Source organism: Streptomyces sp. NPDC027672 (assembly GCF_055566335.1).
Window position 1 is genome coordinate 81590 of record NZ_JBVHSO010000021.1, and the last position, 22496, is coordinate 104085.

The window sequence follows — 22496 nt, forward strand, 5'->3', positions numbered from 1 at the left end:
CCGGGCCGGGAACGGGCCCCGGCGGGTGTCACCGGCCCACGAGGCACAACTGACGGGGGACGGCCGGCGGCACCGGCACGGCGACGGGCGAGGACCCCCAGGCCGGTGACGGCCGGTGCTCCGCCGCCGCGGGCTGTCCGAGCCGGACGGACCAGAGTCCGTCGCGCAGGGTCAGCGTCACTGTGGCCAGGCGCGGCACCCGCAGGTGCCAGAAGGACCGGGCGGGTACGGCCAGGGCATGGACCAGCGCGGCCCGGACCACGGTGGCCTCGGTGATAGCCAGGACGTGTCCCTGGCCGGCCGGCAGCGTCCTCAGCCAGGCCGCCGTGCGTGCGCACAGCCGGGCGACGGACTCGCCGCCGTGCGGTGCGGCGTTCGGATCGGTCAGCCAGACGGACAGGGCGTGGGGGTCCTCGGCGGCGATGTCCCGGAGCGCGCGGCCGTCCCATGCGCCGTAGTCCAGATCGCGCAGGGCGTCCTCGGGGACGGCCTCGACCGCGAGGGCCTCGGCGAGCCGCGCGCAGGGAGCGGAGGGTGTCCGCACGGCCCGGGCGTACGGCGGGAGGGCCGCGTGCGCGGCGCTCACCTCGCGCCGGCCCGGTTCGTCCCGGGTCCCGTCTCCGAAAACCTGGTCGCGGTTGCCCGGCGAGGCGGTCGCGCACAGCATCGTCAGTCGCACGGTCACCATCCGGGACCTCCTTCTCGACCGGGACGCACAGGGCCGGCCCGGTCGGGTCGTCAAGCGGGAGGCCGGCCGGAAGCACACCGGACTGCTCTCCCTTCCCTCCCCACAGTCCTGGAACGGCGCCGCCACGACCATCCGGCACCCGGCCGGACCATCCCCGCCGGATGGCGGGAACCTCGCGCACCGGTACGACGGCTCCGCCGCTCCGGTACCGGCCGTACCGGTACGACGGTTCCGCTCTCCCGCCCGGTCAGCGGATGATCGCCTCCGCTCAGCGCAAGCCCAGGCAGGGCAGCCAGACGCGGGGCGCGCCGTGGGCCGCGGTGAGCAGCGCGGCCAGGACGCCCGGCAGCCCCGTCAGCAGGTCCGCCGGCCAGTCGGCGGCAGCGGGGGAGCCGAGGCGCTCCGTCACGTGGTCGGCCAGCCGCCGCTTGAGCGCGCCGGCGGCGGGCAGCCGCGCGTGGCGATCGAAGGCGTCGGCGACGGCCAGCACGCCCGCCGCGCCGTGGCACAGCCCGAGCCGGTCGGCCGGGGTGTCGCCGTAGAGGTGGAACTTCTCGTCGTAGTGCTCGGCGAGCGTGGTGAACGCGGCCAGGGCCCAGTCGGCGGCGGCGGTGTCCCCGAGGGCGTCGGCGGCGTCCCACAGCGCCCAGGCGACGCCGGGGGCGCCGTAGCACCAGGCCTGCCGGGGCATGGCCGTGCGGGAGGGCGGGCGGTCGAGTCCGGCGCCGGGCCAGGTGCGGACGGACCGCTCGTCGTCGTACGCCTGGCGGACCAGCCAGCGGGTGGCCCGGCCGAGCGCCGCGGTGAGGGTGTCGGCGAGGCCGGTGCCCGGCCGGGTGCGGCGTAGTGCCGCGGTGAGCGCGGTGACCAGCCCGGCGACGCCGTGCCCCATGCCGGTGTTGACCCGGCCGTGCATCCACGCCAGGTTCGGGTGGTGCGCGTACTGGCCCGTGCGCAGCCGGCCCAGCTCCTCCTCGTCGCACAGCAGGGCCAGGTGCGCGGCGAGCGGACGCGGCACGGGTCCGGCCGGACCGGCCGCGCACAGCGCGAGCAGGGTGCCGGCGGGCCCGGAGATCAGGTCGTAGTCCGGGAAGGCGACGTCGCGGGTGCGGTACCGGGGCGGGCGTCCGCCGAGGTGGGCGGCGAGCCGGTCCGCGGCGGGCCGCAGCCCGGGGTGGAGGCGGGTGCCCAGCCGCAGGCCGACGAGCGTGCCGGCCAGCCCTCCGTCGTACAGGGCGGGGTGGGCCGGTCCCCGGCCGGCCGTGCGGGACCACACGGCCACGGCGGCCGGCGCCGCCTCGTCGTCGGCGACCAGGTGCGCCAGCACGGGGATGCCGGGATCGCAGCGGTGTCCGCCCCGCTCGGGCGAGGCGGCCCACTCCCGCAGGTACCGGACGGCGAAACCGTGGACGTCGTCGAGCGGGGTGGGCGGTGCTGCCGTGTCGTACGCCATCGTCCTCCTCACTTCCTGGGGGCGGGCAGGAGCCGCCCGCCCGCGCGGACGGGCGGCTCCTGGAGAAGGATCAACAGACGACCGCCGTGGCGCAGATGATGATCGTGCACAGGCCGCTGCATCCCTCGGTGTACGCGGAGACCGACGGCAGGTCCTCGTCGGTGATCCGCTCTTCGAGGTCGCTGATCAGCGTGTCGAGTTCGGTGATGTCGTTGCCGGGCATGGGACTTCCCCTTTCACTCATCGGGTGTGGGCCGCCCCGGCGGACCGCCTGGCGGGCGGGCCGGGGACGTGGTGCCGGCCGCCGCGGACCAGGACGTCGGCGGCGGCAGCGGCGAGCCGGCCGGCGCTCTGGTCGTGGGGGAGCCGGAGCAGGAGTTGGGCGGCGACGGTCGCGCCGCCGTGCAGCGGGTCGCTCACCAGCAGTTCCCCGGGTGCCGGCAGCATCTCCTCCACCAGCAGCGCGGTGCCCGCCTGCCGGGCGCACAGCCGCTCGATCAGGTGGATGGCCGTCAGCGACTCCAGGTCCACGGGCACCGGTTTCGCGCCGGGCGCGGTGCGGGCGAACGCGTGCCGGGGCAGACCGGCGGTCCGGCGCAGCAGGGCCAGGGCGCGGACCTTGGCGAGCAGGTCGTCGCCCGGCTGCCACAGCCGGCCGCGGTCGATCCGCCAGGTGGCGGGGGCGAGGACGAGGTCGCCGCCCGCGGTCAGCCGCGGCAGCCTGGCCAGGTCGGGCAGGGCGGCGTCCAGGGCGTCCAGGCGGATGAGGCAGGACGCGGCCGGATGGCTCGCGGCGAGCAGCAGGCGCAGGAGCGTGTCGTAGGGCGGGGCGGGGGAGCGGGTGGCGTGGTACACGGGGATCAGGCGGCGGCCGTCCGCCTCGGCGACGATCCGGCCGTGCTCGCGCCGCAGGCTGATCCGGTCCAGCGGGAGGTAGCGCGCGTGCGGGCCGTGCGGGCCGTAGTACGGCGTGGGGTCCGGGTCGCCGGTCCACCAGCGGGTCGTGACGGGACGGCGCACCGCGTTGGCGGACCGCTCGGCGAGCGGCGGCACGAGCAGGTCCACGAAGCGGACCCCGGTGCGGTCCTCGACGGCGGCGAGGAAGGCGCGGTAGGCGTCGGCATTGCCGTATCCGCCGTGCAGGGCGCGCAGTCCGTCGGCGAACCGCGCGTCGAGCACCCCGGCGGGCGAGGCGGTCTCCAGGACGGCCACCGGACCGTCGGCGGCGGACGGGGCCAGCGGGCGCAGCAGGCAGTCGACGGGCCAGGGCGGCAGCGTGTCCGCGCCGGGCGGGGCGCCCAGCGCGTCCAGCAGCGCGTCGTCGACGTCGACGCGGGCCGCGCCGGAGCGGGCGGCGGCCGCCAGGTGGTCCAGCAGCCGGCCGTAGCCGCCGGCGCGGTCGCGGGCGGCCGGCCAGCCCGTGTAGCGGCGGGCGGCGGGCGGCGGCTCGTCGGTGCTCAGCCGGTCGGCGAGGATCTCGCTGATGGGGCGGGCCCGCTCGGTCAGCCCGGCGAACCAGGCCTGCCGCTCCGGAGGGTCCGGGGGGCGGTCGGCTTCGCGGAGGGCGGCGAGCCGGGTCGCGATCCGCAGCCCGCGCTCGACGCGTGCGACGGCCGCGACGGGCACGGCGGCGTCGGCGCCGAGACGGCGGTGGGAGTCGAGGAACCAGGCGTCGGACCCGCCGCCCGCGGGCGCCGCCGGCAACGTCCCGCCGGCGGTCACCGCCTCGGCCGGCACCCAGCCGCTGCAGTGCCGGCGGGGTTCCCGGCAGATCTGTACGACGCCCAGCCGGTGCAGGTGCTGGAGGAACCCGCGCAGCACCTCCGGGGCCAGCGGCGGCCGGCCGGGCTGCGCGGTCAGCGGCGGCAGCAGCCGGTCCAGTTCGCCGAGCGGACGCGGCCCGTCGGCGAGGAGGGCCAGGACGCCCTCCAGCACGCGGGTGCGGCGCAGCACGATCTGCCGGAGCCGGCCCGGCTCCCGGGAGTCCACGACGTAACACCGGACCTGGCCGGGCAGGTCGCCGGGCGCGGCGGCGGGCGGCTCGGCGAAGTGCAGGGGCGTCGGCGTCAGCAGGGTCTTCGGGCCGGCGGTGCGCAGGTCCGCGGGCCCGCCGCGTGCCCTGAGCAGGTGCACGTTCTCCACGGCGACCGCCGCCAGGGCCCCGAGCGAGGTGCCCGGCACGAGGAGCGGCGGACACCCGTCCGCGGCGCCGGTCACCGGGAGCGCGGCGATCTGGCCCGCCCAGCCGCGGGGTGTGGTCTTCGCGGCGGCCCGGCCCACGATCCGCCACAAGTAGGCGGCGCGCTTGCGCAGTTGCCTGCCCGACCAGGACTGGCCTTCGGCGAGCCGCCGTTCGGTGTCCTCGGCGAGTCCGGGAGCGGCGCTGTCCAGGAACGCCCGCAGCACCGGGCTGGAACACACCGTGCGCCACGCCTGTTCGGCGACGCGCCGCTGCTCGTCCACGACCGCCTGCCGCAGCCCGCTCAGGGCCGTCTCCGCCGACGCCGCCTCATCCAGCAGGGCGCGGGCCTGCTCCGCGAGCGTGGCGGGCACGGCGGGCGAACGTTCCAGCAGTGCGCAGTCCGCCGCCCGCGGCGCCGCACCGGAGTGCAGCCGCCGCCGGAGGTCCAGCACGGGACCCCGTTCGGCGGAGGACAGCGACGGCTGCGGTACGACCTCGGCACCGAGCCGGTCGGCCAGCGCCCCGGCCCGCGCGGCGAGCCGGTCGACGGTGTCGGCGTGCCGGGCCGCGTCCGCGAACAGACGGGTGGCGGCGCCGGCCGTCCACGCCGCGCCGGGCATCCCGCCCAGCCGCAGCAGCGCCGTGGTGCCGAGCGCCGCGTTCCGGACATCCGCCGTTCGGGCCGCCTGTGCCGGTACGGGTTCCATGCTCAGTCCGCCCCTTCCCGGCCGTCGGCGGCGAGTGCCTCGGTGAGCAGGCACTGCCGTGCCGTGCCGAGCGCGCCCCGGTTCCAGTGGAAGACCACGTGGTGGGCGGCGGCCCGGCGCGGGCCGATGGTGGCCTCGCCGGACGCGAAGTAATGGCGGTGCCAGCGCTCCGCGGCCCGTCCGACCGCCGCCACGTGCTCGCGCACGAGGTCCCGCCACGGCTTCGGCAGCGCCCCGAGCCGGTCCTCGGCACTCAGCTCCCACCACGCACGGATACCGGCGGCGGCCCGCTGCCGGTCCGGGTCCTCCGGCGCCCCCGGCAGCCTGCGGCCGGTCTCCTCCCGTACGACCTGCCAGACGCCCCGGTGCTCCCAGCCGACGATGCCCAGTCCGTCGAACACGGCGTGCAGCAGCGCGAGGGACACCCGCCAGCCGGCCGGCGCCGGATCACCGGCCGCGGCGGTGTGGACGTCCAGCCACGCCCGGGAGTCGGCGGTGAACAACGCGTGCACCCAGGGCATGGAATGGGGGCCGCCGAAGAGATACGTCTCCGGTTCGTACACACCGGCCACGGGCTGCGTCCGGGTGCCGTCCCGCCGTCCCGGCTCAAGCCGCCGCAGCAGCGCGGCGCGCAGGTCCGGTGCGCGGGAGGGCTCCGCCGCGCGGAACCGCACGCGCAGTCCCGGGGGTTTGTGCATGAAGAAGAAGTCCCGGGCCTGCCCGCCGTCGAGCAGCTCCCGCGCCGTCGCGGCGAGCCGGCCGTACGGCAACGCGCCCGGCGCGCCGGCCAGGCCGAGCTGCACCCACCCGCCCTCGGGCGTATGGTCGCGCAGGGCCGCCAGACCGGCCGCGAGGAACGTCCGGCGCGCCGCCGCGTACCCGGCGTCCTCCGCCGCCAGGGCAACGGTGCCCAGCGGCCCGGTCCGCGCGTCATGGAGGCAGTCGGCCAGTAAACGCTCGATTCGCACCATGCGGCCTCCTCACCGGGAAGGACGATCCACTGCTGTGATGTCCCGTCCGCACCGGTGCCGAAGCATCACAGCGAATTGGTCATATGATCAACAGGAGTGCGCTGGTGTATCCCGCTGTCCGCACCGGACCGCTCAGTGCGCCGCTCTCCCACCGGAGCCGCCGACGATGTCTGCCCCACGCGTGCGGCAACGCGCCGCTGGCGCGGCGGAGTCGGGTACGAGCCGGGCCGGGCGGAAATTCGGTGTCGCTTGGGCCGGATCGACACGATCATGGACCGGTCACCCGCACCCGGCCCCCGAGGAACCACCTGCCATGCCTGTGCCCGCCGACCCCACCGTCCTGCACCCGATGCCCGGGCAGCCGCGGGTGGTCCAGCTCAAGCCACTGGTCACGTCCCCGCTGATCGAGGTGGGGGAGTACTCGTACTACGACGACCCGGACGACGCCACCGCGTTCGAGACGCGCAACGTGCTCTACCACTACGGACCCGAGAAACTGATCATCGGCAAGTTCTGCGCGCTGGGCACGGGCGTGAAGTTCGTCATGAACGGCGCCAACCACCGTATGGACGGCCCCTCGACCTTCCCGTTCCCCACCCTGGGCGGCTCGTGGGCCGACCACTTCGACCTGCTCACCGGCCTGCCCGACCGAGGGGACACCGTCGTCGGCAACGACGTCTGGATCGGCCACGGTGCGACGGTGCTGCCGGGCGTACGGATCGGACACGGCGCGATCATCGGCACCGGCGCCGTGGTCACCGGCGACGTGCCCGACTACGGCATCGTCGGCGGCAACCCGGCACGCCTCATCCGCACCCGCTACGACGACCGGGACATCGCCCGGCTGCTGGCGGTGGCCTGGTGGGACTGGCCCGTGGAACACCTCACCGAGCACGTGCGCACCATCATGTCGGGCAGCATCAGCGAACTGGAGGCCGCCGCCGGCTCGTGCTGAACCGGGGGACGGCGTCGCGGTCGTCAACTTGTCGGGTGCTTGTAGTTCGTTCGGGTGACGTCACTTCGCGTCACTCTGCCTCGTCGCGGCACCCTTACACCCCTGTCGTATACAGCCGTCTCGCCTGGAAACGCGGTCTTTAGGACAGTTAAGAAGATCATTCCTTAAATCTGCTTACATGGTGAATCGTTCCGTCTGGAGAGCATGCGGAGGCAGCACTCCCGAACGGAAAGGAGTCGGCGCTATGGCCGACTGGAAGCAGATCTCCGGTGCGCTGGTGCGGATCGCGGTGGGTTCGCGGACGAATGTGTGGGGTGTCAACTCGGGCAGCAACATCTACCGTTACACCAACAACGACGCCAGCCCGTGGGTGCAGATTCCCGGCGCGCTCAGCGACATCGGGGCGGGTGCGGACGGGACCGTGTGGGGGGTGAACTCCGCCGGCAACATCTACCGGTACACCGGCGACCAGGAATCCGGCCACTGGAAGCAGATCTCCGGTGCGCTGGTGCGGATCACGGTGGGTTCGCGGACGAACGTGTGGGGCGTGAACGCGGGTGGGAACATCTACCGTTACACCGGCAACGACGCCAGTCCGTGGGTGCAGGTGCCCGGTGCGCTGAGTGACATCGGGGCGGGTGCGGACGGCACGGTGTGGGGGGTGAACTCCGCCGGCAACATCTACCGGTACACCGGCGACCAGGAATCCGGCCACTGGAAGCAGATCAACGGAGGCCTGAAGGCCATCGCCGCCGGCTGGCGGACGAACGCCTGGGGCGTGAACTCGGGCGGCAACATCTACCGTTACACCAACAACGACGCGAGTCCGTGGGTGCAGGTTCCCGGTGCGCTGAGTGACATCGGTGCGGGTGCGGACGGCACGGTGTGGGGGGTGAACTCCGCCGGCAACATCTACCGGTACACCGGCGACCTGCCCGCCTGACCGGCAGCGCCCCGGATCCCACTCGCTGAGTCCGGGGCGCGAGGGTGCCGCGGAACACCGTCCGCTGTTCTTAGGGCCGCCGGGCCGCGCGGGTCCGGCCCGGTGGCCGGCGCGGTCGAGCCGATGGCCGGGGTGGGCCGGGCGGCGGCGCCCGGGACGTGCGCTCCGCGCGGTCGCCTGCCCGTCGCGGAGGCATCGGTGGCCGGACCGGCCGGACGGTGGTGACGGCCCGGCGCGTTCGCTTCGCGCGGTCATCGTGCCCGTCGTGGCGGGAGCCGTCGGCCTCGCCCGCACGGGACGGACGCGCGCGGTCGGTGTCGCCTCCTCGGCAGAGATGTCCGGCTCTCCGGCAGAGATGTCCGGCACGCCCGGCCTCCTCCGCTCATTGTCCCCGCACTTCGCCGCAGAAGCGCGTCGGCGGCGACCCCGCCCCGCCGGCCCGCGCGTCGTACGCCGTCCGGCCGTACCGGATACCCGCCCGGACGTCGGCCCGCCACCGTCCGCGCGGGGCGCCGGGCCCCGGCCGGCAGCCGTCGTGCGGATCATGCCGACTTGCCGCCGGGGCCGGTCGGCCGCAGCATGGCCGGAAGACGTACCTGAGGGCGACAGCCGTCAAGGTACGCGAGATGTCGAAGGCAGGTGAGACCCGGAGAGAAGTGAGGCAGCATCTCGGGTTGCGCGTCCCTGGGGGATGTGCCTGTGAACGACCCACCGTTGTTCACGGCCCCCGTCCCGCACCCGGGGCGCTGGGAGGCCGAGGACGTCTGGGAGGCCGGCCAGTGGTGTACTTCACGAATTCACTCGACCGTATGGTCCCCGACGCGCTGGCCGGGTTCGCCCGCGTCCACGCCGATCTCGCGGTCTACGACGAACAGGCGGGGTTCCTCCGCGCCCGGAGCCCGTCGCCCGGCCGCCGGGTGGCGCTCGTGTCGGGCGGGGGCTCCGGGCACGAGCCGCTGCACCTCGGTTTCATCGGCGCGGGCATGCTCGACGCCGTCTGCCCCGGCCAGTTGATGGCCTCGCCGCACAACCGCCAGGTGTTCGACGCCTCCCGCGCCGTATCGCGTGGCGACGGCGTGCTGCACCTGGTGAAGAACTACACCGGGGACAGGATCAACTTCGGTATCGCGGCCGAGCGTCTGGCCCACGAGGGCATCGAATGCGCCCGGGTGCTGATCGACGACGACCTGGCGTCGGAATCGGCCGACTCCGCCACCGGCCGCCGGGGCACCGGCGCCGCCGTGCTGGTGGAGAAGGTGCTCGGGGCCGCCGCCGACACGGGGCTCGGACTGCGCGAACTCGCCGATCTCGGTACCGACTTGGTGGGCCGCTGTCGCAGCCTGGCGGTCGCGTCGGCCGCACACCACTCACCGGCCACGGGACGCGTCGCGTTCGACCTCGCCGACGGTGACCTGGAGTGGGGCGTCGGCATCCATGGTGAGCGGGCTCGTCGTACGGAGACCCGGCCGGCGCTGGACGAGCTGGTCACGAAGATGACGGAGGCACTGCTGACGGCGCTGGGCCGGACGGCCGGCGAATCGGTCATCGCCCTGGTCAACGGGCTCGGCGGGGTGACGCGGCTCGAACTGTACGGCGTGGCGCGGCAGCTCGCGCTGCGGCTGGAGCGGTGGGGACTGGTCCTCGAACGCGTCCTGGTGGGCGACTTCGTGACCGCGCTCGACATGCGAGGGTTCTCGCTCACGCTCATGGGGGCGGATGCCGAGACGGTCAAGTGGTTCGACGCGCCGGCGCACACGGCCGCATGGCCCCGGTGAAGGACCGAGGGCGGGCAGGAGGTGGCACGATGCTGGAACACTACTCGGCGGAGGACGACACGACATCAGCCAACACCGGGATCATCGAGACGACGTCGACGCACATCCCGGCCACGGACGCCGTGTTCACGGAAGGCTGGATACGGAGGTTCGCCGCCACCGTCCGGGCCACCGAGGCCCAGCTCACCGCGCTCGATCAGCGGGTGGGCGACGGTGACTTCGGCACCAATCTCAGGGCGGGACTCGACGCGGCCGTCCGCGTTCTGGACCAGCAGGCGGCGGTGTCCGCGCTGGCGGCCGGCCGGGCCGCGCAGGCCGGCGGACCACTGCGCACGGCGGCAACGGCCTTCCTGGACGGGGTCGGTGGCACCAGCGGACCGCTCTTCGGGCTGCTGCTGGAGGAGTTGGCACTGGCAGCGTCCGGACCGGTCCTGGACGTGACCGCGCTGCGGGCGGGCCTCACCGGTGGACTCGCCGCCGTACAACGCGTCGGTGAGGCGCGGCCGGGAGACAAGACCCTGGTCGACGCGCTGTACCCGGCCTGCGAAGCACTGCGGGTGTGCCCGCGGGAGGCCGGCAGCCGGGTGGCCCTCGCCCACGCGTCGCGCGCCGCGTGGGAAGGGGTACGTTCGACCGCGCGCCTGCGTGCGCGCCGGGGCAGGGCCAGTTACGTCGGCGAGCGGGGCAGGGGCGTGCCGGACCCCGGTGCGGTGGGCATCGGCCTGCTCCTCTCCTCGGCCGACGCCGTGGTCACCGAACTCCCCCCGTCCGCAACGAACCCGGTCCCGGAACAGCCGGGTTGAGCCGGGCACGCCCCCGGTGCCGGGTCGTCCGGTGCCCGGCCGTCCTGTGCCGGATCGGCTGGCGTGGGCTGTCCGGCGCCAGGCCGGTCCGCGCCAGATCGGCCGGTGTGAGGTGGTCCGGTGCGGGGCGTCCGGGCCGGACGGGCGGTCCGGTGCCGCAACGACCCAACCGGGCCGCACTGTCCAATGCCGCAACGGACGGGCAAGGAAGGCCGTTTGGCGCGAGCCCGACCGGGTCGAGCCGGGGGCGTCCGTGCCAGCCAGTCCGGGCCGGACGGGTGGCCCGGCGCCGTAACGCCCCAGCCGGACCAGACCGTCCGGCGCGAGATCGTCGGATGCCGGGGCGCCCCAACCCGGGCGGCGACCCGACGCCCAACGACCGTGCCAGGAGCGGACGTTCGGCCGACCATGCTGAGCCAGGGGCTCCCGTCCCAGGCCGTCCGACGCCGGAGTGCCCCGGCGGATCGGGCGGTCCGGAGCCGCAACGACCGCGCCGCACCGCGTATTCGGTGTGACGTCGACCGGGCCGAACCGGGTGCTCGGTGTGGCGCCGGCCGAGCAGGACTCGGTGCTCGGTGTGGCGTCGAGCGGGCCGAGCCGGGTGTTCGGTGAGGTGCCGGGTCGGTCGGGCCGGATCTTCGGTGTGGTGTCGGGCGGGCCGGGTTCCGGTGTGGTGTCGGCCTGCTGGGGCCGGCGGGGGATGTCGGTCCGCGTGGGTCCACCGGGCGGCGCGGGACCCGGGTGGGTGGAGGGTGCCGCGCCGGCCGAGAGTGGGACCGGGCCCGCTTCACGGGCCGGCCGGGTGGTCCGCCGCCGTGTTCACTGCGCCGCGGTGCGCAGCCCGGCCCCGGTCGGCGAGGGCGCCTGCGCGGGCTTGGGCGGCGAGGTGCGCAGCGGCGTCCGCTCCGTGGCCCAGCGGATGATCCGCGGGTCGTCCAGCGTCTCGACCCACAGGTCGGTCAGGCCGGCGGTGTCGTCGCCCGGCCAGGGGCCGACGCCGAGTACCCGCAGTCCGGCCCGGTTCGCCGCGAGGATCCCGCACCGGGTGTCCTCGACGGCCAGCGTGTCGGCCGGGTCCGCCCCGCAGTGCCGGGCGGCCGCCAGATAGACGTCCGGTTCCGGCTTGGGCCGCACCGTGTCGTCCGGCACCACCACGGCGCGGAAGTGACGGAGCAGCCCGGCCGTCTCCAGACCGGGTTCGACCACCTCTCGGGGGCAGTTGCTGGCCACGGCCAGCGGGGCGAAGGCGGCGGTGGCCCGCACCACGTCGCGGGCGCCCGGCATGGTCACCGGGTGTTCGCAGACGAGGACACGGAAGTGCCGCAGCAGCCGGTCGGCGAGGTCCCGTCCCAGATCCGGACGGCCGCCTTCGTCGGCCATGAGCTGCCCGCACTCGGTGTAGTGCAGGCCCTTGGAGCGTTCCGCGAAGCCCGCCGAGACGGCGAGTCCCACGTCGTCGAGGACGCGCTGCCGAGCGGTCTCCCAGTGGCGTTCGCTGTCCAGCAGGGTGCCGTCGCAGTCGAAGACGACGGCCGCCGGGGTCCAGGAAAGGATGCGATGAAGCGTCATCTTTGTGCTTTCCGTTCGGAGGGGCCGCGTGACCGCGGGCCGGGCCGCGACGTCCTCTCACCGAACGAAGGCGAGGGGTGCCGACGGGTCACCCGGTGCGCGGAGCGGCACAGGGTTCCGGCAGGGCCGGGAGCCGTACGGACGGTCAGGAGCGCCGTACGAACCTGTCCCACCAGGGAACATAACGATCGTTACGCTAGGTTTGGTCACCTGTGGGAGTCAAGTGATCGCGCTGGGTTACGCTCGCACGAGTGACGGGTAGTGCAGAACACCGAAAGCGCGTTGCTGTCCGTCCTGGACGAACCGGAAGACACACGTGCGGTGATGCGGTACGCAGACGACCCGTGCGGGCGGGGCGAACTCGGTGAAGCGCCGCGCCGTCAGCCGCGCACCGGTCGGCTGGGACAGCGCTCCGTCGCTCGCCAGCGCGGCGGCCTGCCGCGCCGCTTCCAGCAGGACCATCCCGGGGACGTGGTCGGTGTCGTGGTCGAAGAAGAAGGGATGCCAGGGGTCGGCCGCGTCCACCAGCACCTCCCGGGCGGGCGGCCGGAGCCGGGGGTGCCGGCCGTCCGCGCCGTCGGGCAGGGCGCGTCGGTGTTCTCCGGACAGGGCACGTCCGTGTTCCCCGGCGAGCCCGACGACCACGTCCCGGGCGTGGGGCACGCCGAGGCGCGCCGGGTCGGGCCGCAGCAGTGCGTCCGACGCGGGCGGCTGGCGGGCGCCGGCGAACGGCCCGCGCAGGGCGGCGTACCGCTCGGGGGAGAGGAACCGCGCACCGCCGCCGGCCCTGGCGAACACCGCGCCGTCGGCCAGGAACTCCGTGTGCAGCCGCAAGCCGCCGGTGGCGCCGTCGGCACCGGTGCGCAGCCCGGTGACCCGGACCCGGCAGGTCACCTCGGTCGCCGCGGGACAGGCCCGCGGCTGCGCGTCGGGTTCCGTGGTGAAGAAGACGTCGGTGATGAGCATCCGGGTGTCCACCGGCAGGCCGAAGTACCGCAATGGGATGAAGATGCCGAGCTGCCGCAGCGTCTCCACCACCATCAGCGGATGATGGACGGCACGGCCGTCGACGGGGAACGTCGGGTGCGACCGGGACCAGCACGCGGCCGCCGTGAAACGGGTTTCGTCGAGGCGCAGTACGTCGGTGAGCAGCACCTCCGCCACCGAGACCCGGTGGACCAGCTCCCGGGCGACCGTGCGTGACCAGCTCAGGGCCCGCGGCTCTTCGACGGTGCCACGGATTCGAGCGTCCATTCCCCCAGCAGACCGCAGTTCGGCTGGTTCCGCACACCGACTCGACCCGTCCGGCGGTTTCAGGTATTACATTGCCTACCGGCAGGAGAGGTACGAGAACCCCGGAAAAAGGTTGCGACGCGTGCAAGCGAATCTGACACGGCGGGCTCTGCTGGAAACCGCGGCACAATTGTTCGATGAACGGGGTTACGCCGGGACCAGCATCAGCGATATCAGCGCCCTTTCGGGGCGTACCAGCGGCGCCATCTACTTCCATTACGCCAGCAAAGAGAAACTGGCGCTCGCCGTGGTCGAGGAGCACTTCGCTTCGTGGCCGCGCATGATCGAACGCCATCGGTCCACCGACGGCCCGGCCCTGGAGAAGCTGGTGGGGCTGAGCTTCACCGTCGCCCGCGCCTTCCGCGACGACGTTGTCGTACGGGCCGGTTCACGCCTCTGGATGGAGCGCAAGGCCATCGCCGCCCCGCTGCCCACCCCCTTCGTGGACTGGATCGAGGTGGTCGGCGAACTGCTCGCCGAGGCGGGCGCCCACGGTGAACTGGCCCCCGGAGTCGACCCGTTCACCGCCGCGCACAGCGTGGTCTGCGCCTTCTTCGGCATCCACACCGTCTCCGACGCGCTGGACGGCCGCGAGCACATCGAACAGCACCTGCACGACCTGTGGCGGCTGCTGCTCCCCGCGCTCCAGGCCGAGCCGGACCCGGCGGCCCTGCTGGACCGCGTCCCCGCCCAGCCGCCGGCCGCCGCGCCGGAGGGGCCGCCGGCCGACAGCGCCGTCCTCGCGCGGACGGAGGCGTAACCCTCCCGCGCGGCGCCGGCCCACCTCCGTCAGCCGCGGATTCCCCGGACCCGGCCGGCCACCGCCGGCCGGGTCCGGCGCAGCGGCGACAACCTTTCCGGTCGGCGGGTCCGGCACCGTGCGCTGCCCGGAGTCCGTCGGCGGTTCCGGTACCGTGGGCTGCCCGGGGTCTGCCGACGGTCCCGTACACCGCGCGCCCGGAGTGCGCAGGCGGGTCCGCACCACGTACGCGCTGCCCGGAGTCGCGCGGCCGTAGCGGCCGGGGACAGTGGCCCCGTCCGGCACACTGGTCGGGCACGCGCCCCCGCCCTGGTCCGGCCTCTTGACCCTCACACCGTGTCAGGCGGTCGACTCGGAGACATCATGTTCACCATCGGAGACTTCGCCCGGCACGGTCGCGTCTCGGTCCGGATGCTGCGTCACTACGACGCGACCGGCCTGCTGCGCCCGGCCCACGTCGACCCGGCCAGCGGTTACCGCTACTACACGGCCGCCCAACTCGCCCGCCTCAACCGGATCATCGCGCTCAAGGAACTCGGCTTCACGCTCCAGCGGGTCCACGACATCGTGGACGACAAGGTAGGAGCCGAGGAACTGCGCGGCATGCTGCGGCTGCGGCGGGCCGAACTGGAGACCGCCATGACCGCCGCGGCGGCCCGGCTGGTCCAGGTCGAGGCGAGGCTCCGAGCGATCGAGAGCGAGGGGCACATGCCCACGAACGACGTCGTCATCAAGCCCGTTCCCGCCGTCCGGGTCGCGGAACTGACCGCGACGGCCGCGGGATTCCAACCCGAGGACATCGGCCCGGTCATCGGACCGCTCTACCAGGAACTGTTCCGGCGCCTCGACGCGGCGGGCATCACGCCCACGGGTCCCGGCATCGCCTCCTACGAGGACGACCCGGAGGGCGGCGGCAGGATCCGCGTCCACGCGGCCGTCCAGGTCTCCGCGCCCGTCCAGGACGGCGCCTTCCGCGTCCTCGACCTGCCGGCCGTCGGCCAGGCGGCGACCATCGTGCACCGCGGCCCGATGGACACCGTGGTCCCCACCGCCCAGACCCTCGCCCGCTGGATCGACGCCCACGGCTACCGGGCGACGGAATATCCGCGGGAGGTCACCCTGGAATGCCCGGAGAACCTCGCCGACTGGGTGACGGAACTCCAGGCACCGGTGACCGCGGTGACCACGGAACCCCCGGCACCGGTGACCGCGGACTGACCGGCCATGCCCTGAGCGGGGCCCGCTAAGGGTGGGAAGCGGCCTTCGGCGGGCGTCCGGGAGCCGGTGTGCCCCCGGGCCGCTTCCACACCTGGCCCGCGGCCAATCGTGTTGATCGTCACGCTGTTGGGGAGTGATCGATTCCACTATCTTTTCGATCGTGACTGCCTCTCAACTGCCGTACATACCAGGGATATCAGCAGAATTCGTCCGTATTCTGTTCGGGCCGCACGCGGAGCAGCTCCACGAGCCCTGGAGGCGTCTGTTCGACGGGCCCCGGTTCGCCTTTCAGGAGGGCCTGGGTCCGCAGGAGCGGACGGCGCTTTCCTACGAGCGGCTGCACTTCGTCAACGACGCGTTAAGGGATCCGGTCGCCCTGGCGTCGGACATCGAGGCGCTCACGGCGATGCACGAATGGGCCGGGGTCGTCGACCCCGGCATGGCGACGATCGCGAGCATCCACTGGAACCTGCACCTCGGCAGCCTCCTCGACCACGACCCCGGTGGCCGGGACCTGCACCCGTACAGGCGGATGGAGCGGGTCGGGACCTTCCTGTGCACCGAGCTGGACCACGGCAACGACGCCGCCTCGCTGGAGACGACCGCCACGTTCGACCGCGGGACGGGCGGGTTCGTCCTCGACACCCCGACGCCGGGTGCCTGCAAGTGGATGCCGAACACCTCCGGCACCGGTGGCGCCAAGAACGCCGTCGTGGCGGCGCGCCTGGTGGTGGACGGCACCGACCACGGAGTCTTCCTCTTCCTCACCCCGCTCACCGACAGCGAGGGCCGGCACTACGCGGGCGTGGAGGTACGGCCCCTCCCGCAGACCGCCAGCGCTCCCGTCGACCACTGCGCCACGTCCTTCCACGGCGTGCGGCTCCCGTTCGAAGCCATGCTCCAGGGCGAACACGGACGCCTGTCGCGCGACGGCGAGTTCGCCAGCACGCTGGGCAACCGGCGCAAACGGTTCCTCGCCTCCGTCCGGCGCGTCCACGCCGGGAAACTGTGCATGAGCGCCTACAGCCTCGGTGTGACGCGGCACGCCCTGGCCGTCGCCATGCGCCACTCCCACCGGCGGCTCACCTCCGGGATGACGACCGGCCGGAAGGTCTCGCTCATCGAGCACCGCAGCCACCACGCACCGCTGCTGTCCGCGGTCGCCACCACCTACGCGGCCACCTTGCTGCACCGGGAGGTCGTGCGGCGGTGGACGAACGGCGCGGAGGCCGAACGCGAGGAGACCGAGCGCCTGGCCGCCGTGGCCAAGGCGTGGATCACCTGGCAGGCCAGGACGGTCATGACCGAATGCCGTGAGCGCTGCGGAGCGCAGGGCCTCCTGCTGTCGAACGGCATCGCCTACCAACTGGCCGCGAACGAGGGGACCATCACCGCCGAGGGCGACAACCGGGTCATCTGGGTGAAGGCCGCCGGCGAGATGCTCATGGGCGGGTTCACTCCGGCCCCGCCCTCCGAGGCGCCCGCGGCCGGCCGCCGCCTGGACGACTCGGGCCATCTCCAGGAACTGCTCGGCGACATCGAGCGGATCTGGCACGGCAGGGCACGCGGGCGACTGCGCGGCGGGCGCCGCGGTGACCCTCTCGCGCGCTGGAACGGCACCGTGACACCGGCCCTGCAGCTCGTCGAAGCCCATGTGCACCGCCTCGCCGCGCAGGCGTTGCTGGACGCCGTCGGCAAGGCGTCCGACCCGCAGGCCCGGGTGGTCCTCGCGCGACTGCACCGGCTGTTCGCCCTGCGCCAGGTGAAGGCGCACAGCGGCGACCTGCTGGCCGCCGGCCATCTCACCGCGGAGCACATCCACCACCTGCCCGACGCGGAGGAGGCACTGATGGAGACACTCGTGCCGTACGCCCTGCCGCTCACCGACGGTTTCGCCGTCCTGGAAGGTGTCATGGACGGGCATCCGGTGCTGGGTGCCGCCGCGCCCGCCGCCGAGAAGGTGCCCGCGTAACCGCACCACCCCGGCCACCACCCGCCGGCGCTGCCGCCCGTCCGCGGCAGCGCCGGCCGGCGTGCCGTCCGCACGCGGCGGAACGGAACGCGCCGGAGGTCATGTGCTTTCCCGGGACCAGCGGCAACTCACGCGCGGGCCCGGTCCCCTGACTCTCGGCAGACCATGGGGCAGGAGATCATCCCGGTGCCGGGACCGTTCACACCGGCAGACCCAGGCCGCTCAAGAGGGCCCCGGCCTGAGGCGCGATGCCGTTCACCGCACCGAGCAAGATGCCGATCACACTGTCGATCAAACCGCCGACGACGGGCAGACCCATGGCCACTCCTTCGTTGTGCACCGCAATACCGTCGGGTGAACTTATCACCATATTGTCCATTTAGCTGGCGTTTCGAGACCTGTGTCCTGTGTGGCCGCAAGAGGAGGCGCCATCACCGCCGGCCGGTCGGCCCCACGGTGTGGCGCCCCGCTCGGTGACCGCGCCCCGGCAGCGGCCAGAGGCACCGTCGTCCGGACGGTACGCGTCGGCCGGGAACTCCCGCGGGAGCGCTCGCTTTAAGCCAACGAGCCTTCATCGTCAAGGGTGTTCAGCGTCACTTGTGCCTCGGTGTAAATGCCCGATATGCAGCGCGGACGCGAGTAGCTCTTAACTTTTTCCTTACGTAGCATTCGCCCGTTGATCATTTCTTCAGTGGTTTCTCACTGATCTCTCACCAAGGGGCTTGAATGCGGGGGCGCGTGCTGACGCGAAGACATAGCCGGATCGTGGCCTTGGCGCTGACGCTGATGACGGCCGCGGGGACCGCGCCCGCGGCCTCGGCGGCCGCCGGCCTCGGGGCGGTCCCGCTCCGTGCGGACACGGCGGCCGGGACCGGGACCGGTGCCGGCCCGGCCGCGCCGTCGACCACGGACGAGGCCCTGGCCCAGGCCAAGGAAACGGGCAAGAAGGTCGAGGTGGCCGCGCTGCGCTCGGAGAGCGCCGACGTCTACGCCACACCCGACGGGAACCTGGAAGCCCGCGAGTACCTGCGTCCCGTGCGGACCCGGGTCGACGGCGCGTGGAAGCCGGTCGACACCGACCTGTCCAGGACGGCCGAGGGGACGGTGGCCCCCGGCGCCACCACGGTCGGGCTGGAGTTCTCCGCCGGCGGGGACGCCCCGCTGGTGCGCATGGAGAAGGCCGGCCGCGAACTGAGCCTGTCCTGGCCGGGCAAGCTGCCCGCTCCCGTCATCGACGGCTCGACGGCCACCTACCGGGACGTGCTCCCGGACGTGGACCTGCGCATGGGCGCCCAGGAGGACGGCTTCACCCAGTTGCTCGTCGTCAAGTCCGCCGAGGCCGCCGCCAGCGAGCAACTGGCCCAGCTACGGCTGAAACTGTCCGCCGACGGCATGGACGTACGAGAGAACGCGCAAGGCGGTCTCGAAGCGGTCGACCCGGGCGCCGGGAACGCGGTGTTCGAGGCGCCCCGCCCGGTGATGTGGGACTCCAGCCCCGGCGCGGCCACCGCCCAGGACACCACCGGACAGACCGCCACCCGGCAGCCGGCCGCCAAGACCCCGGCCGTGAAGTCCGCTTCCCGCACGGCCACGACGGCGAGGACCGCGTCCTTGACGGCCACGGCCGCGCCGGCGAGCACCGCCGCCCCGGTGGACGAGCCGGCCGCCGGACCGGGCGACGAGCCCGCGGCGGGGGAGTCGGCCAAGCTGGCGCCCGTCGCCGTGGACGTCCCCGCCGGCGACAAGGAACTGGTGCTGACCCCGGACGCGAACGTGCTGAGGGGCAAGGACACCGTCTACCCGGTCTTCATCGACCCGCAGTGGTACTCGCCGCGCGCCTCGGCGTGGACCATGGTCTCCAAGTACTGGGCCTCCTCCCCGCAGTGGAAGTTCAACGGCGAGGACAACGCGGGCCTCGGCTACTGCGGCTGGTACTACTGCAAGCCGTACGACACCAAGCGGCTCTTCTACCGCATCCCGGTGTCGAAGTTCGCCGACAAGACCATCCTCGAAGCCGAGTTCGTGGTCCGCAACGTCTGGTCGGCCTCGTGCAGCGCGCGCAGCGTGGAGCTGTGGCGGACCAAGGACATCTCCTCGTCGACCACCTGGAACTCCCAGACGGCGAGCGGCTTCTGGATCGACAAGCTGAAGACGGACTCCTTCGCCTACGGCTTCGAGGGCTGCTCGGCCAAGGACGCGGAGTTCGACGTCAAGTCGGCGGTGCAGTCGGCCGCCAACGCCAGGTCGGCGACGATGACGTTCGGCATGCAGGCATCCAGCGAGACCGACATCTACGGCTGGAAGCGCTTCTCCGACAAGGCGTACCTGCGGGTGAAGTACAACCGCCCGCCCGCCCAGGTCAAGATGAGCCAGCTGACCATGGAGTACGGCGGCACCTGCAAGAAGCCGGAAGCCGCCGCGCGCGTGCGCACCCTCGGCAAGATCTACGCCAACGACATCACCGACCCCGACGGCGACACCATCGCCGTGGAGTTCCAGGCCGCCTGGGACACGGGCGACGGCAAGGGCAGCGTCGCGCGCTGGAAGCCGGCGCGCACCGGCTACAAGAAGTCCGGCTCGGACTTCGTGATCACGCTGCCCTCCTCCATCCCGGAGAACAAGCAGATCGGCTGGTACGTGCGCAGCTACGACGGCGCGCAGTACTCGCCGTGGTCCTACACCGGCGACCCCACCTCCTGCTACTTCGTCTACGACACGAAGGTGCCGAAGGCACCCTCGATCACGTCCAGCGACTATCCGGCCTCCGACCCGGAGGACCCGGAGGACCCCTGGTACGACGGAGTGGGCCAGTACGGGGCGTTCACCCTCAAGGCCGCCGACACCGACGTGACCAAGTACTGGTTCGGCGTCAACGGCGACCCCACCTCCGCCAACGCGATCACCACCGCCTCCGGCGCCGCCAAGGTCGCCCGGATGCTGCCGGCCAAGCCGGGCCTGAACTTCGTCACCGCACGGGCCTTCGACACGGCCGGCAACGCCGGTGAGATCCGCACCTACCAGTTCCGCGTCAAGGCCGGCCAGCCCGAACGCGCGTCCTGGCAGCTCGACGACGCCGCCGGTTCCGCCGCGGCGAAGGGCCAGGCCGCGGAACGCACCGCCGAACTGCGCGGCGGCCCCACCCCGCAGGCCGAAGGGGCCAAGGGCACCGCGGTGTCCTTCGACGGGACCGACGACTACGCGGTCACCGACATCCCCACCGTGGACACCTCCGGCAGCTTCTCCGTGTCGGCGTGGGCGAAACTGTCCGCCCTGCCGGACCACGCCGCGGTCATCGCGGCCCAGCCCGGCAACCACTCCCCGGGCTTCGAGCTGTACTACTCCAGCAGCCTCGACCGCTGGGTGTTCAACCAGTACACCGCCGACAGCCCCGACGCGGGCATCGTCCGCGCCATGCCGTCCGTCGCGGGAGGCGCCAAGGCCGGGGAGTGGACCCACCTGGTGGGCACCTACAGCTCCGGCAGCGACCAGTTGAGCCTGTACGTCAACGGCACCCTCGCCGGCACCACGGCGTACAGCACGCCGTGGAACGCGCGCCGCGGTCTGCAGATCGGCGCCGGTTCCTACAACGGTCGTCCGGGCTCCTTCTTCCCCGGCGCGATCGACGAGGTGCAGCTCTTCGACAAGCCGCTCTCCGGCGGCGAGGTGACGCGGCTCTACGGCAAGGACTCGCTCATCGGCGGCCGGGGCGCGCGAGCCCGCTTCCCGATGGACGAGCCCGCCGGCGCCACCAGCCTCACCGGCGCCGCCGAGGTCCCCGACGCCACGTTCTACGGCGGCCCGTCCGCGGGTACCCAGGGCATCGCCGGCAAGGCGCTGACCCTGGACGGCACCGACGACTACGCGAGCACCGGTCGGCCCCTGCTGAACAACCAGGCCAGCTTCGCCGTCTCGGCCTGGGCGAAACTGCCCAAGACCAAGCCGGACCACGCCGCGGTCGTCGTCACCCAGGCGGGCGTGCACCGGCCGGGCATGGAGCTGTACTACAGCAAGTCCTACGACCGCTGGGCGTTCAACCAGTACGCGTCCGACGCCTCGGACGCCCAGCCGGTCCGCGCGCTCCAGGCCGAGGGCCAGACCGCGTACGGTGACACCTGGACCCATCTGGTGGGCGTGCACGACACGGTCGCCAACAAGCTCATCCTCTACGTCAACGGCGTCCAGGCGGGCTCCACGGACCTCCAGGCCGGCTGGTACGCGGGCGGCGCGCTCCAGATCGGCGCCGGCAACTACGACGGCGCGCCCGGGTCCTTCTTCCCCGGGCAGATCGACGACGTCCGCCTCTTCGACCGGCCCGTCTCGGCCGACGAGGTGCGCCAGCTGTTCCGGCAGCGCCCGCTGCTCGGCGCGCGCTGGAAGCTGGACGCCGGCGACAGCGCCGCCCCCTCGCCGGACGACGCCGGCCGCGCCTCCGCGCTCACCCTCCAGGGCGGCGCGAAGATCGGCACCGGCTTCATGGACGGCGGCCTGGAACTGGACGGCACCGCGGGCTACGCCAGCGCTCCGGCCGTACCGGTCGACACCAGCGCCAGCTTCACCGTGACCGCCTGGGCGCAGGCGGCCTCCACACCCACGCGGAACGCGACGGTGGTCAGCGCCGAAGGCACCAGCCAGAGCCCCTTCGCCGTACGCTTCGTACCCGATCCGGCCCACCCGGACGGCCTGGGCAACTGGGAGATCGCGCTGCCCGACAAGGACGGCACGGACGCCTCGACGGTACGGCTGGCCAGCACCGAGTTCAGCAGCGTCACCGACTGGAACCACCTGGCGCTGGTGTACGACGGCTTCTCCAAGCAGGCCAGCCTGTACGTCAACGGCATCCTCCAGGAGGTGCCGTGCGAGGACGCCGACGGTGACGGGCAGGCCGACAGCGCCTCCTGCCAGGACCTGGTCGCCTGGGGCGAGAACGTCCTGACCGCCAAGGCCGGCAAGTCCTTCCAGGTCGGCCGGGTCAAGACCGGCAGCACCGGAGCCGAGTACTTCCCCGGGCTGATCGACGACGTGTGGGTCTTCCAGGGCGCGCTCGACGACAGCCAGGTCGAGGAACTCGCCGGCTCCTGGTTCGACGTGCCCACCGAGGTACCGGCCGGCAGCTGACGCCCGCCGGCACGGGTGGGGCCCGCGGTCCCCTGAACGGTCCACGGACCCCACCCGCCCCTCCTTCCGCAATCCGCCCTTATCGCACGGCG

The 22496-nt window shown here is 73.3% G+C and carries 15 protein-coding genes; 8 read left to right on the plus strand and 7 right to left on the minus strand.

From position 1 onward, the window contains the following. Positions 1-28: 28 nt before the first annotated feature. The 5 genes from ACZ4SV_RS34505 to ACZ4SV_RS34525 all read right to left on the minus strand — a co-directional run bounded on the left by ACZ4SV_RS34505 (position 29) and on the right by ACZ4SV_RS34525 (position 6001). The gene (locus ACZ4SV_RS34505) at positions 29-688 is read right to left on the minus strand and encodes a histidine phosphatase family protein (protein ID WP_468010278.1); all 660 of its coding nucleotides are present in this window, start codon (positions 686-688) and stop codon (positions 29-31) included. Positions 689-956: 268 nt separating this feature from the next. Next, positions 957-2141 carry a lanthionine synthetase LanC family protein gene (locus tag ACZ4SV_RS34510; protein WP_468010281.1) on the minus strand — a complete coding sequence of 395 codons (1185 nt, stop codon included), beginning with the start codon at positions 2139-2141 and terminating at the stop codon, positions 957-959. A gap of 70 nt (positions 2142-2211) precedes the next feature. Next, positions 2212-2364 (minus strand): hypothetical protein, encoded by a 153-nt coding sequence (locus tag ACZ4SV_RS34515; RefSeq protein ID WP_468010283.1) that lies wholly within the window; start codon positions 2362-2364, stop codon positions 2212-2214. Positions 2365-2381: 17 nt separating this feature from the next. Beyond that, positions 2382-5030, minus strand: a complete 2649-nt coding sequence (locus ACZ4SV_RS34520) for a lantibiotic dehydratase (RefSeq protein WP_468010287.1) — start codon at positions 5028-5030, stop codon at positions 2382-2384. 2 nt (positions 5031-5032) lie between these two features. Continuing rightward, positions 5033-6001, minus strand: coding sequence for a thiopeptide-type bacteriocin biosynthesis protein (locus ACZ4SV_RS34525; RefSeq protein ID WP_468010290.1), 969 nt, complete (start codon positions 5999-6001; stop codon positions 5033-5035). 313 nt (positions 6002-6314) lie between these two features. Between ACZ4SV_RS34525 and ACZ4SV_RS34530 the strand changes: the two genes are divergently transcribed. From ACZ4SV_RS34530 to ACZ4SV_RS34545, 4 genes are all read left to right on the plus strand, one after another. After that, entirely contained in the window at positions 6315-6956 is a 642-nt protein-coding gene (locus tag ACZ4SV_RS34530; protein WP_468010294.1) for a CatB-related O-acetyltransferase, read from the plus strand. Between the two features lie 244 nt (positions 6957-7200). Further along, the gene (locus tag ACZ4SV_RS34535) at positions 7201-7899 is read left to right on the plus strand and encodes a tectonin domain-containing protein (protein ID WP_397946493.1); all 699 of its coding nucleotides are present in this window, start codon (positions 7201-7203) and stop codon (positions 7897-7899) included. Between the two features lie 809 nt (positions 7900-8708). Further along, the gene (locus ACZ4SV_RS34540; RefSeq protein ID WP_468010301.1) at positions 8709-9674 is read left to right on the plus strand and encodes a dihydroxyacetone kinase subunit DhaK; all 966 of its coding nucleotides are present in this window, start codon (positions 8709-8711) and stop codon (positions 9672-9674) included. 29 nt (positions 9675-9703) lie between these two features. Continuing rightward, positions 9704-10477: a DAK2 domain-containing protein gene (locus ACZ4SV_RS34545; RefSeq protein ID WP_468010304.1), complete on the plus strand. Its 774-nt coding sequence runs from the start codon at positions 9704-9706 to the stop codon at positions 10475-10477. An 819-nt stretch (positions 10478-11296) separates the two neighbouring features. Here the strand turns inward: ACZ4SV_RS34545 and ACZ4SV_RS34550 are convergent. Further along, positions 11297-12046: an HAD family hydrolase gene (locus ACZ4SV_RS34550; protein ID WP_468010308.1), complete on the minus strand. Its 750-nt coding sequence runs from the start codon at positions 12044-12046 to the stop codon at positions 11297-11299. 237 nt (positions 12047-12283) lie between these two features. Beyond that, the gene (locus ACZ4SV_RS34555) at positions 12284-13300 is read right to left on the minus strand and encodes a ScbA/BarX family gamma-butyrolactone biosynthesis protein (protein WP_468010313.1); all 1017 of its coding nucleotides are present in this window, start codon (positions 13298-13300) and stop codon (positions 12284-12286) included. A 112-nt stretch (positions 13301-13412) separates the two neighbouring features. Between ACZ4SV_RS34555 and ACZ4SV_RS34560 the strand changes: the two genes are divergently transcribed. The 4 genes from ACZ4SV_RS34560 (at position 13413) to ACZ4SV_RS34575 (ending at position 22404) form a co-directional block, all read left to right on the plus strand. Next, on the plus strand, positions 13413-14099 hold the full coding sequence (locus ACZ4SV_RS34560) for a ScbR family autoregulator-binding transcription factor (protein WP_365942242.1): 687 nt from the start codon (positions 13413-13415) through the stop codon (positions 14097-14099). Positions 14100-14462: 363 nt separating this feature from the next. Continuing rightward, the gene (locus ACZ4SV_RS34565) at positions 14463-15317 is read left to right on the plus strand and encodes a MerR family transcriptional regulator (protein WP_468010319.1); all 855 of its coding nucleotides are present in this window, start codon (positions 14463-14465) and stop codon (positions 15315-15317) included. Between the two features lie 160 nt (positions 15318-15477). Continuing rightward, a complete protein-coding gene (locus ACZ4SV_RS34570) occupies positions 15478-17289 on the plus strand; it encodes an acyl-CoA dehydrogenase family protein (RefSeq protein ID WP_468010323.1) in 1812 nt (603 codons plus the stop codon). 726 nt (positions 17290-18015) lie between these two features. Next, positions 18016-22404 (plus strand): LamG-like jellyroll fold domain-containing protein, encoded by a 4389-nt coding sequence (locus ACZ4SV_RS34575; protein WP_468010327.1) that lies wholly within the window; start codon positions 18016-18018, stop codon positions 22402-22404. The last annotated feature ends 92 nt before the right edge of the window (positions 22405-22496 follow it).